The organism is Streptomyces sp. NPDC002690 (assembly GCF_053592415.1).
Map to the genome: position 1 here is coordinate 1 of NZ_JBSFVR010000248.1, position 11106 is coordinate 11106.

The 11106-nt window shown below is 70.4% G+C and carries 11 protein-coding genes; 7 read left to right on the top strand and 4 right to left on the bottom strand.

The genetic code is table 11. The features are described 5' to 3' along the window. Nucleotides 1-46 precede the first annotated feature (46 nt). A complete protein-coding gene (locus ACWD3D_RS25665) occupies nt 47-859 on the bottom strand; it encodes a class I SAM-dependent methyltransferase (RefSeq protein ID WP_451463149.1) in 813 nt (270 codons plus the stop codon). A 423-nt stretch (nt 860-1282) separates the two neighbouring features. Between ACWD3D_RS25665 and rpsA the strand changes: the two genes are divergently transcribed. After that, complete coding sequence (gene rpsA / locus ACWD3D_RS25670) at nt 1283-2794, top strand: 30S ribosomal protein S1 (protein ID WP_328722284.1); 1512 nt, start codon at nt 1283-1285, stop codon at nt 2792-2794. Between the two features lie 124 nt (nt 2795-2918). Here the strand turns inward: rpsA and ACWD3D_RS25675 are convergent, their stop codons facing one another. Next, complete coding sequence (locus ACWD3D_RS25675; RefSeq protein ID WP_451463150.1) at nt 2919-3881, bottom strand: right-handed parallel beta-helix repeat-containing protein; 963 nt, start codon at nt 3879-3881, stop codon at nt 2919-2921. Nucleotides 3882-4216: 335 nt separating this feature from the next. Between ACWD3D_RS25675 and ACWD3D_RS25680 the strand changes: the two genes are divergently transcribed. The 4 genes from ACWD3D_RS25680 to ACWD3D_RS25695 all read left to right on the top strand — a co-directional run bounded on the left by ACWD3D_RS25680 (nt 4217) and on the right by ACWD3D_RS25695 (nt 7914). Continuing rightward, complete coding sequence (locus ACWD3D_RS25680; RefSeq protein WP_451463158.1) at nt 4217-5740, top strand: flavin monoamine oxidase family protein; 1524 nt, start codon at nt 4217-4219, stop codon at nt 5738-5740. Between the two features lie 106 nt (nt 5741-5846). Then, on the top strand, nt 5847-6785 hold the full coding sequence (locus ACWD3D_RS25685; RefSeq protein WP_451463151.1) for a PAC2 family protein: 939 nt from the start codon (nt 5847-5849) through the stop codon (nt 6783-6785). Nucleotides 6786-6873: 88 nt separating this feature from the next. Then, complete coding sequence (coaE, locus tag ACWD3D_RS25690) at nt 6874-7494, top strand: dephospho-CoA kinase (RefSeq protein ID WP_451463152.1); 621 nt, start codon at nt 6874-6876, stop codon at nt 7492-7494. A 51-nt stretch (nt 7495-7545) separates the two neighbouring features. Beyond that, nucleotides 7546-7914 carry a tetratricopeptide repeat protein gene (locus ACWD3D_RS25695; protein ID WP_451463153.1) on the top strand — a complete coding sequence of 123 codons (369 nt, stop codon included), beginning with the start codon at nt 7546-7548 and terminating at the stop codon, nt 7912-7914. A gap of 82 nt (nt 7915-7996) precedes the next feature. Here the strand turns inward: ACWD3D_RS25695 and ACWD3D_RS25700 are convergent, their stop codons facing one another. Beyond that, entirely contained in the window at nt 7997-8281 is a 285-nt protein-coding gene (locus ACWD3D_RS25700) for a DUF6343 family protein (RefSeq protein WP_451463154.1), read from the bottom strand. A gap of 68 nt (nt 8282-8349) precedes the next feature. On the opposite strand from ACWD3D_RS25700, the gene ACWD3D_RS25705 reads away from it, so the two are divergent. Further along, nucleotides 8350-9447 carry an ADP-ribosylglycohydrolase family protein gene (locus tag ACWD3D_RS25705; RefSeq protein WP_451463155.1) on the top strand — a complete coding sequence of 366 codons (1098 nt, stop codon included), beginning with the start codon at nt 8350-8352 and terminating at the stop codon, nt 9445-9447. Between the two features lie 107 nt (nt 9448-9554). Here the strand turns inward: ACWD3D_RS25705 and ACWD3D_RS25710 are convergent, their stop codons facing one another. Beyond that, complete coding sequence (locus ACWD3D_RS25710; RefSeq protein ID WP_451463156.1) at nt 9555-9917, bottom strand: hypothetical protein; 363 nt, start codon at nt 9915-9917, stop codon at nt 9555-9557. 305 nt (nt 9918-10222) lie between these two features. Here ACWD3D_RS25710 and ACWD3D_RS25715 point away from each other — a divergent pair. After that, nucleotides 10223-11106 (top strand): slipin family protein (locus ACWD3D_RS25715; RefSeq protein WP_451463157.1); only part of this gene is annotated, 884 nt, incomplete at its 3' end.

The window sequence follows — 11106 nt, forward strand, 5'->3', positions numbered from 1 at the left end:
GCCGGGCGGTGCGCGGCGCGCGGGCGGCCGGGCGGTGCCTGTCGGGTCAGTCCCGTTCGCAGACGAAGATCGCCGTGCCCGGGATGAGGTTTCCGCGCAGCGGTGACCAGCCGCCCCACTCCTGGTGGTTCCACTCCGGCCACTCCGGTTCCACCAGGTCGACGAGGCGGAAGCCGGACACGACCACGTCACGGACCCGGTCGCCCAGTGTCCGGTGGTGCTCCACGTAGACGGCCTCGCCCGATTCGTCCTGCTCCACGTAGGGGACACGGTCGAAGTAGGACGCGGCGACGGACAGGCCCTCCGGTCCCGGTTCGTCGGGGAAGGCCCAGCGGATCGGGTGGGTCACGGAGAAGACCCAGCGCCCGCCGGGCCGCAGGACCCGGTGGACCTCGCGGAAGACGCGTACCGGGTCGGCGACGAAGGGGACGGCGCCGTAGGCGGAGCAGGCGAGGTCGAAAGAGCCGTCCCGGAAGGGCAGCACCCCGGCGTCCGCCTCCACCAGCGGCACCTCGTCGCCGATCCGCAGGGCGTGCTGGAGTTGGCGGTGGGAGAGGTCCAGGGCCACCGGGCGGGCTCCCTGGGCTGCCAGCCAGCGGGAGCACTGCGCTGCTCCCGCGCCGATCTCCAGGACGTCGCGCCCCCCGAGAGCGGCGGCGGGACCGAGCAGCCCGGCTTCCGCCTCGTCGAGCCCTTCCGGCCCCCAGACGAACCGGTCGTCGCCGAGAAACGCCCCGTGGTCGCTCTGGTACTCGTCCGCGTTCCGGTCCCACCAGCCGCGACTGGCCCGGCTGCTCTCCGGGTCGCCCGCTTCGCGGCGGGTCGCTTCGGGTTCGGTTCCGTAGGTCTCTTGGCTCATCGTGTCCGTCGTTGTAGTTTGCCTTTACCCGCCGCGCGCGGCGGGGTGCGGGGAGTGTCCGTGCGGTGTCCGCTCGTCGCGCCGGCTTCCGGCGACGCGTGGGATTCTCGGCGCCGTGTCCGGCTCGGATACGGCCTGGACGTGGCCGAGTTGTGCCGGATATGACCGGTTGCGCCCTGCGTGTGCGCCTTCGCGCATTGACCGTGTCCGGCTGCCCCCGTATGCTACAAGTTGCGCTGCGAGCCTGCGCGCCTCAGACCTAGCAGGCCGCGCTCGCGTCTGTTGCATGTCCCCTCGGTTGTCGAGGTGTCTCCCGGAGACGGGTCGGGCACTTTCCCGGCTGTCCGGCTTCTGCAGAGGCGATAAGGGCTCACGGCGTAGCAGTACCTACGACTCACTGTCCGTACCGGAGCCCTTTCCCACATGACGAGCAGCACCGAGACCACCGCCACCACTCCGCAGGTTGCGGTCAACGACATCGGCGACGCGGACGCGTTCCTCGCGGCGATCGACGAGACGATCAAGTACTTCAACGACGGCGACATCGTTGAAGGTGTCATCGTCAAGGTCGACCGCGACGAGGTTCTCCTCGACATCGGTTACAAGACCGAAGGTGTCATCCCGAGCCGCGAGCTCTCGATCAAGCACGACGTCGACCCGAACGAGGTCGTCAAGGTCGGCGACGAGATCGAGGCCCTGGTTCTCCAGAAGGAGGACAAGGAAGGCCGCCTGATCCTCTCGAAGAAGCGCGCGCAGTACGAGCGTGCTTGGGGCACCATCGAGAAGATCAAGGAAGAGGACGGCATCGTCACCGGTACCGTCATCGAGGTCGTCAAGGGTGGTCTCATCCTCGACATCGGCCTCCGTGGCTTCCTGCCGGCGTCGCTCGTCGAGATGCGTCGCGTCCGCGACCTCCAGCCCTACGTGGGCAAGGAGCTCGAGGCGAAGATCATCGAGCTGGACAAGAACCGCAACAACGTGGTCCTGTCCCGCCGCGCCTGGCTGGAGCAGACCCAGTCCGAGGTTCGCCAGACGTTCCTCACCACCCTGCAGAAGGGTCAGGTCCGCTCCGGCGTCGTCTCCTCGATCGTCAACTTCGGTGCCTTCGTGGACCTGGGTGGCGTCGACGGTCTCGTTCACGTCTCCGAGCTGTCCTGGAAGCACATCGACCACCCGTCCGAGGTTGTCGAGGTCGGCCAGGAAGTCACCGTCGAGGTTCTCGACGTCGACATGGACCGTGAGCGCGTCTCCCTGTCGCTGAAGGCGACGCAGGAAGACCCGTGGCAGCAGTTCGCCCGGACGCACCAGATCGGTCAGGTCGTCCCGGGTAAGGTCACCAAGCTCGTTCCGTTCGGTGCGTTCGTGCGCGTCGACGAGGGCATCGAGGGCCTGGTCCACATCTCCGAGCTGGCCGAGCGCCACGTGGAGATCCCGGAGCAGGTCGTCCAGGTCAACGACGAGATCTTCGTCAAGGTCATCGACATCGACCTCGAGCGTCGTCGGATCAGCCTCTCGCTGAAGCAGGCCAACGAGTCCTTCGGCAGCGACCCGGCCTCGGTCGAGTTCGACCCGACCCTGTACGGCATGGCCGCGTCCTACGACGACCAGGGCAACTACATCTACCCCGAGGGCTTCGACCCCGAGACCAACGACTGGCTCGAGGGCTTCGAGGCGCAGCGCGAGGTCTGGGAGACCCAGTACGCCGAGGCGCAGCAGCGCTTCGAGCAGCACCAGGCCCAGGTCATCAAGTCCCGCGAGGCCGACGAGGCCGCCGCTGCCGAGGGCGCTGCCGCCCCGGCCGGCGCCCCGGCTGCCTCCGGCGGCAGCGGTGGCGGCGGCTCGTACTCCTCGGAGTCGGCCGACAACTCCGGCGCCCTGGCGTCGGACGAGGCGCTCGCCGCCCTGCGCGAGAAGCTGGCCGGTGGCCAGAGCTGAAGCTCTGACCCTGGCAGCCGCTGACGGACGGCGGTAGCAGTAGACGTAGGTACGGCATGAGGCCCGTCCCCTTCGGGGGGCGGGCCTCACGCATGTCCCGGGGAGAGCGGGCCGGCCGTACCGTTCAGGGGGTGACACCGATGTTCGTCAGTCCCAGGCCGCCGGTCACGGTGTTGTCGGCGTACACGGTCGTGGTGCATTCCGACGTGTTCGCGGTGACGTTGATCGCCAGTCGCACGGCACCGACGGCGCCGGTGAGATCCGAGTCGTTGTCCCGGAACACCGTGCCGCAGCCCCAGCCCGGCTGCTGGGTGTGGGTTTCGTAGCCGGTGTTGGTCGTGCGGGAGCCGGTGTTGCCCTGGACGAGGACGCCGTTGCCTTTCACGTCGACCCAGGAGTCGTCGTAGTTCGCCCCGGTGAGCCCGCTGCCGTCGAAGGTGTTGCCGATGATCCGGGCGCCGGTGGTGCCTTCCTTGATGTCGACGTTCTCGCCTCCGACTCCGGGGCCGATGACGTTGCCGGTGATCAGGACCCGGTCGCTGTTGTCGGTGAGGTCGCCCGCCGTGCCGACGTAGACACCCTCGCCCATGCCGCGCCCGTCGTGGCCGGTGTCGTAGATCCGTGAGTTCCGGATGACCCCGTCCTTGCTGGACGTACGGAAGTGCACGCCCTCCATGTCGAGGTCGTGGACGGTCACCGAGTCGATGACCACGCCGTTCGCGGAGTCGGTCACGATGCCCTTCTGACCTCCGGCGACGGTGACGCCCTCGACGGTCCAGTACGAGGCACCGTTGAGGTGCAGCCCGTAGCCCCCGCTTGCCGTGAGGACCGCCCCGGCGGAGCCGGTCAGGGTGATACGGGCGTCGGCGACGCCCGGGACGGTGACCTTGAAGTTGCCGGTGTAGATGCCGTCCGCGAGGTGGATCGTGTCGCCGGGGACGGCTGCCGCGAGCGCAGCCTTGAGCTGTTTCGCGGTGCTGACGTCGACGGTGCCGGCGGCCCCGGCCGGACCGGCCGAGGCGAGGGTGAGGCCGCAGGTGACGAGGGCGGCGGCGAGCAGCGGTGCGAGAGGGGTGCGGGTGCGCATGGAGGTGCCTTCCCGGAGGGTCCAGACTTCTCGTACGTGAATCGGGCGCAAGGAGCTGAACGTGTTGCCCCGAGACGTTAGGTGGGCCGACGGGAGAGCGTCAAGGTCTGGACCATTGCCCGAATATCGGTTCGTGTTCTCCCGCGAGAGAAACATGTGAGATACACGAGTAACTGACGGGCCGTAACACGTACCCGTCAGGATTCCGGCATCGCCAAGATCCACGGAGGAGTCGGGACATGACCTCTACATCCAGCACGCCCACCGGTGCCGCGGCCGGTTCGAGCCGCCGAAACTTCCTGCGTCAGGTCGGCCTCACCGGTGGCGCCGGTGCCATGTTCGCCACCATGGGAGCCCTCGGTCTGGCCCCCACCGCGCAGGCCGCGAGCCGCGAACCCGAGTTCCGGGCCCCGAGCAAGGGCGACTTCAACCTGAAGGGCAAGGCGGCGGCGAAGGTCGTCATCGTCGGCGGCGGCATCGCCGGCCTCGCGTCCGCCTACGAGCTCGGCAAGGCGGGCTACGACTGTACGGTCCTGGAGGCCCGGGCCTTCACCGGTGGCCGCAACACGACGATCCGCGGCGGCGACACCACCACCGACCTGTACGGGAACAAGCAGACCGCCAAGTTCCACGACGGGCAGTACATGAACGCCGGTCCCGGCCGGATTCCCCAGTGGATGGTCACGCTCGACTACTGCCGCGAACTCGGCGTCCCCGTCGAGGTGTTCACCAACGTGAACGCCAACGCCTACATCTTCAACGAGCGCACCGGGATGAAGGCCCCGATGCGCTACCGCACCGCCAAGGCCGACATGTACGGCTACGTCTCCGAACTCCTCGCCAAGGCCACCGACATGGGCGCCCTGGACCGTCAGATCACCGCCGAGGACCAGGAGAAGCTCCTGGAGTTCCTGAAGGACTTCGGCGACATCGGCGACACCCTCGAATACACCGGCAGCCCGCGCCGCGGCTACCGTGTCGACCCCGCCGCCGTCGGCACCCCCGGTGAGCTGCTCGGGGACGTGCCGACCGCCTCCGAGATCTTCTCGACCAACGTGGGCCGTTACTTCTCCTTCGAATTCGAGTACGACCAGGCCATGCTGATGTTCCAGCCCGTCGGCGGCATGGACCGGATACCCGCGGCCCTGACCAAGGCGATAGGCAGCCGCCGCATCCGTACCGGCGCCGCAGTCACCGACATCCGTGACACCCCGCACGGCGTCACCGTCACCTACACGCAGGACGGCCGCACCCGCACCATCGACGCCGACTACTGCGTCGCGGCGCTGCCCCCGAACATCCTGGCCAAGACCTCGCACAACCTCGGCTCCGCCGTGCAGACCGCACTGGAGGGATGCAAGCCCTCCTCGGCCGGAAAGATCGGCCTGGAGTACAAGAGCCGCTGGTGGGAGACCGACCACCGGATCTACGGCGGCATCACCGAGACCGACATGGACCTCTCCCACATCTGGTACCCGTCCTACGGCCACAACGGCGACCGCGGTCTGATCATCGGCTACTACAACACCGGCACCAACGCCGACTCCTACGCCGCGCTCGCGCCGAAGGACCGTGAGGCCCGCGCCCTCGCCCAGGGCGTCAAGATCCACGGAGAGAAGTACCGGACCGAACTCGCCTCGTCCTTCTCGCACCACTGGCGCCAGACCCCCCACCTGGAGGCCGCTTGGCACTCGCTGGCCGGGGGGCCGGAGGCCGCCGCCTTCGCTCCGCTCAACAAGGCGGCCGGCCGCGTCTACTTCGCGGGCGACTATCTGAGCAACACGGACGCCTGGCAGCACGGGGCGTTCACCTCGGCCCGCAAGGCCGTGACCGCGCTGCACAGCCGCGTGCTCGCGTGACGCCGGTGCCCGCGCCCGCGTAAACACCCGATGACGGGGCACGGACGGGGAATGTCCGTGCCCCCCTGGGCGTTCTCCCTCAGGAACACGAGGAGGAGCGGTAACTGTGCCTGATCCGCAGAGTCTGTACGAATGGGAGCCGAAGGGGCTGGCCGTCGTCGACATGGCGCTTGCCCAGGAGTCGGCCGGTCTGGTCATGCTCTATCACTTCGACGGGTACATCGACGCCGGTGAGACCGGCGAGCAGGTCGTCGACGGACTGCTGGAGTCGCTGCCCCACCAGGTGGTGGCCCGCTTCGACCACGACCGCCTCGTGGACTACCGCGCCCGGCGCCCGCTGCTCACCTTCCGGCGCGACCGCTGGACGGCGTACGAGACCCCGACGCTGGACGTCCGTGTCGTCCAGGACGCCACCGGCGCACCCTTCCTCCTGCTCTCCGGGCCCGAACCGGACGTGGAGTGGGAGCGGTTCGCCGCAGCCGTCGAGCAGATCGTCGAACGCCTCGGCGTCCGGCTCTCGGTGACCGTCCACGGCATCCCGATGGGAGTCCCGCACACCCGCCCGGTCGGCCTCACCCCGCACGGCAACCGCGTCGACCTGATGCCGGGCCACAGCACCCCGTTCGACGAGGCGCAGGTCCCCGGTTCGGCCGCCGCGCTCGTCGAGTACCGGCTGGCCGAGGCCGGTCACGACGTGCTCGGTGTGGCCGCGCACGTCCCGCACTACGTCGCCCGCTCCGCCTATCCGGACGCGGCGCTCACCAGCCTCGAAGCGATCACCGCCGCCACCGGTCTGGTGCTGCCCACCGTCGCGCACTCCCTGCGCACCGCCGCGCACCGCACCCAGACCGAGATCGACCGGCAGATCGGTGAGGGCGACGAGGAGCTCGTCGCCCTCGTCGAGGGACTTGAGCACCAGTACGACGCGATCGCGGGCGCCGAGACCCGCGGCAACCTCGTCGCCGAACCGGTGGACCTGCCGTCGGCCGACGAGATCGGCCTCGAATTCGAGCGCTTCCTCGCCGAGCGCGAGGGCGACGCCTGACGGCGGCTGTCCGGCATGCCGACCCGGTGCGCCGGGCAGCCGCCACCGGGTGGGACGCGCGCCCACCCGGCCCCGTAGGCTGCCGCCCATGCTGAAAGTGGGCCTGACCGGCGGCATCGGTGCCGGTAAGAGCGAAGTATCCCGGCTGCTCGTCCAATACGGGGCGGTACTGATCGACGCCGACCGCCTCGCCCGCGAGGTCGTCGCCCCCGGAACGCCGGGACTCGCCGCCGTCGTGCGGGAGTTCGGCACCGGCGTGCTCCACGAGGACGGCAGCCTGAACCGGCCCGCCCTCGGCGCGATCGTCTTCGGCGACAGTGACCGGCTCGCCGCCCTCAACGCCCTCATCCACCCCCTGGTGAGGGACCGGACCGCCGAACTGGAACGCGCCGCGGGACCCGGATCGGTCCTCGTCAACGACGTCCCGCTGCTCACCGAGAGCGGCCTCGCCCCCCTCTACGACCTGGTGATCGTCGTCGACGCCACCCCTGCCACCCAGCTCGACCGGCTCGTCCGGCTGCGCGGCATGACGGAGACCGACGCCCGCGCCCGGATGGCGGCCCAGGCCACCCGCGAGGAGCGTCTCGCGATCGCCGGTCTCGTGATCGACAACGACGGCCCCCTCACGGACCTGGAACCGCAGGTGCGCAAGGTGTGGGACGAACTCACCCGGCGGGCGGGCAGCGGCCCGGCGGAGTCCACGGAATAGCGCGCCCCCGCCGCACGTTGCAAACCGGCGAGCCAAGGGAAGGATCGGACCGTGCCCGAACGGAACCCGGAAACCCACGTGATCGACTTCCGCGCCGCCGAGCAACTGCTGGCCGCGCGTGACCCCCAGGGTGCGGTGAAGCTCCTCGACTCGGTGATCGCCGCCCACCCGGAGAACACCGCCGCCCGGCTGCTGCGCGCCAGGGCTTTCTTCGCGGCGGCCCAACTGCGCCCGGCAGAGCTGGAATTCGAGTTGGTGCTGGAGCGCGAACCGGACAACGCCTTCGCCCACTTCGCGCTCGCCCGCACCTTCCAGCGAGCCGGGCGGCCGGAGCAGGCCACCCGCCATTTCCGGCTCGCCGCGGCCCTCGACCCGAACCCGGAGTACCTGAGCGCCGCGCGCTTCGACAGCCGCGGCTGACGGGTCCCGGGAGGCGTCCGGCCTTTGGCGGCTCACCGGCCGGCTCACGGGATTCCCGCCGGGCCCCGGTGGCTCGCGGAGTTCACGTCCACGGCCGGTGCGTCCGCCCGTCGCCGCGGTCGGGTTCGAACGGAGGGACGTCCCCGCCCGGCTGGAAGCGGGAGCCCTGACGCATCCGGTGGACGATCACCGCGAAGTCCGCCGCGGTCACGGCCAGCAGCACACCGCACGCCACCGCCCAGCCGGGACGATCGGCGAGGGAGAACGCGACCACTCCGAACAGGGTCCAGGCGACGCCCCATAGACTCAGCCAGAGCCGCATGCGCAGCGGACTGCGCGCGGTCACGGGTTCACTGCCGGTACGCATGTCGCATCACCTCATGTCCAGCATGGACCCGTGCCGTCGTCAGTGCGGAGCACCGGAGGGGGATGTTCATGACGGATATCGGCAGTGCGGTCCGCAGGGCGCGGGTGCGGGGCTGTCTGCTGGGCGGCGCGATCGGCGACGCGCTGGGCAACCCGGTGGAGTTCCTCCCGCTGGCCGGTATCGAACGGGCCCACGGACCGCTCGGTGTCCGCGGCCTCGTGCCTGACCCCGAAGGGGTCCTCGGCCGCATCACGGACGACACCCAGATGACCCTCTTCACGGTGGAGGGGCTGATCCGCGCCCAGGCCGGGGCCGGCCGCGCCGGACGTGTGGGCACGGTGCGCGCGGCCTACCGGCGCTGGCTCGACACCCAGAACCACCCGTCGCCTCCCGCCCGCGGCGGTGACGACACGGTGCGCACCGGATGGCTGCGCCGGCAGCAGCTGCTCTACGCGCGTCGGGCCCCCGGAAACGCGTGCCTGACCGGACTCGCCGCCGGGCACGTGCCGAGCGAGCGGGACGCTCCCGGAGCACCCGGGCCCGTGAACCCCGACTCCAAGGGCTGCGGCACCGTGATGAGGTCCGCCCCCTTCGGGCTGACCGGGGAGTCCCCGGCCGACGCCTTCGCGCTCGCCGCCCACTGCGCGAAGATCACTCACGGCCATCCGACCGGAGCGCTCGCGGCGGGGGCGTTCGCCGCGATCGTCGCGTACCTCCTGGACGGCGAGTCGATGCCGGGCGCCGTGCTGCGGGCGATGGAGCTGACCGCGCGCCACCCGGGCCACGAGGAGACCACGGCGGCCTTGCGGGCAGCAGTCGACCGCGCGGCCGACGGAGCCCCGACCGCCGAGAGCGTCGAGTCACTCGGCGCCGGATGGGTCGCCGAGGAGGCACTCGCCATCGCCGTGTACTGCGCGCTGGCGCTGCCGGGTCCCGAGGACGTCGCGGCGGCGTTGCTGCTGTCGGTCAACCACTCCGGGGACAGCGACTCCACCGGCGCCGTCTGCGGCAATCTGCTCGGCGCGCTGCACGGGGACGCCGCGCTGCCCGCCGACTGGCTGGTGCGCACCGAGGGTCTGACCCTGATCAGCAGGATCGCCGACGACCTCTCCCGCCAGTTCGACGGGCCGGTCGACTGGCCGGCGGACCGCTACCCCGCGAACTGAGCCGTCGGCGGGCTGCTCCCGTACCAGGAACGCGCGGATCGATCCCCCTGGGCCGGTACGGGGCCCGGCCCGCGGCGGGTGCGGCGGTAGTACCCGCTGCGGGCCGGTCAGTGCACGAGGGTGTAGCTGCGCCAGACGGGCGTGCTCGGGGCGTCCACGTCGGTGAGCCGGGTGGACAGGTAGGTACTGCCCTCGCCGGTGCAGTCGCGGGAGCGGTACAGCATCATGTCGATGAGGGTGTTGTTGTCGACGGCCTTCGCACCCCCGGGCAGCGGGTGGCAGCCCCGCACCAGCGGGCTGTTCTCCATCACCTCGACGTCGCGCTCGGTCGTGTAGATGACCGGCCCGACCGCCGTGCGGCCGAGGCCCGAGCAGCCCGAGGCGCCCAGCGCGGTGAGAGTCAGCAGGACGGCCCCCGCGGCGACGCGGGGACGGCGGAGGCGGCGGTGGAACGTCGCTGTCACGGACATGGGCGGGTCCTCGTCTGCTCGTCCGGATCATCAGGGTGCTGTGGTGCTGTGGTGCTGTGGTGCTGTGGTGCTGTGGTGCTGCGGGGCCGGCGTGGAGGTCCGGCGTGGGGTGCCGGTACGGAGATTTCGTACGGGCGCATGCCACGCTGCCCGCTCCGGCGCGGCCCGGCACCCGGGGAGGGCCGACCGGGCGACATCCGGGAGAGCCTGAGGTTCCCTAGGGGTGCGAAAAGGGCATAACGTGTTAATAGGCGACGGTTCCGTCCGGGTGCCGTTGCGTGCCGTGCCAGTGGCAGGGGGCCGTCATGGTCCAGGTGCTAGTGATCGCGATCGTCGCGGTGCTCGCCGTCTGCGGTCTGTTCGCAGTCGCGGGGGTCCGCGTCGTCAGACAGTACGAGCGAGGGGTGGTGCTCCGGCTCGGCCGGCTGCGCGAGGAGATCAGGGGGCCGGGACTCACGATGATCGTCCCCGGTGTGGACCGGCTCCGTAAGGTCAACCTGCAGATCGTCACGATGCCGGTGCCGGCCCAGGACGGGATCACCCGGGACAACGTGACCGTCCGGGTCGACGCGGTCATCTACTTCAAGGTGATCGACGCGGCGAGCGCGGTCATCCAGGTCGAGGATTACCGCTTCGCGGTCTCGCAGATGGCGCAGACCTCGCTCCGTTCGATCATCGGCAAGAGCGACCTGGACGATCTGCTGTCCAACCGGGAGAAGCTCAACGAGGGCCTTGAACTGATGATTGACAGCCCGGCCGTGGGCTGGGGCGTCCAGATCGACCGGGTGGAGATCAAGGACGTCTCCCTGCCGGAGACGATGAAACGCTCCATGGCCCGGCAGGCCGAGGCCGACCGTGAGCGCCGCGCCCGTGTCATCAACGCCGACGCCGAACTCCAGGCATCGAAGAAGCTCGCGGAGGCGGCGGGCCAGATGTCCGCACAGCCCGCGGCCCTCCAGTTGCGGCTGCTGCAAACGGTGGTCGCGGTCGCGGCGGAGAAGAACTCCACGCTCGTGCTCCCCTTCCCCGTGGAGCTGCTCAGGTTCCTCGAACGGGCTCAGCAACCGCAGGCGGGCGACGGGCAACAGCCACGTCCGGTCAATCCCGGTGCACCGCCTGCCGGGACCACGCCGTCCGCCGCCCCGAACGGGCGGCAGCCCGTGGGGGCGCGCGATCCCGGCGCGGGCAC

What these genes read in the sequence shown, in the direction of transcription:
- ACWD3D_RS25680 (WP_451463158.1), top strand. Translation starts at nt 4,217, where the DNA reads ATGTTCGCCACCATGGGAGCCCTCGGTCTGGCCCCCACCGCGCAGGCC.
- ACWD3D_RS25705 (WP_451463155.1), top strand. Translation starts at nt 8,350, where the DNA reads ATGACGGATATCGGCAGTGCGGTCCGCAGGGCGCGGGTGCGGGGCTGT.
- ACWD3D_RS25675 (WP_451463150.1), bottom strand. Translation starts at nt 3,881, where the DNA reads ATGCGCACCCGCACCCCTCTCGCACCGCTGCTCGCCGCCGCCCTCGTC.
- coaE (WP_451463152.1), top strand. Translation starts at nt 6,874, where the DNA reads ATGCTGAAAGTGGGCCTGACCGGCGGCATCGGTGCCGGTAAGAGCGAA.
- ACWD3D_RS25665 (WP_451463149.1), bottom strand. Translation starts at nt 859, where the DNA reads ATGAGCCAAGAGACCTACGGAACCGAACCCGAAGCGACCCGCCGCGAA.
- rpsA (WP_328722284.1), top strand. Translation starts at nt 1,283, where the DNA reads ATGACGAGCAGCACCGAGACCACCGCCACCACTCCGCAGGTTGCGGTC.
- ACWD3D_RS25710 (WP_451463156.1), bottom strand. Translation starts at nt 9,917, where the DNA reads ATGTCCGTGACAGCGACGTTCCACCGCCGCCTCCGCCGTCCCCGCGTC.
- ACWD3D_RS25700 (WP_451463154.1), bottom strand. Translation starts at nt 8,281, where the DNA reads ATGCGTACCGGCAGTGAACCCGTGACCGCGCGCAGTCCGCTGCGCATG.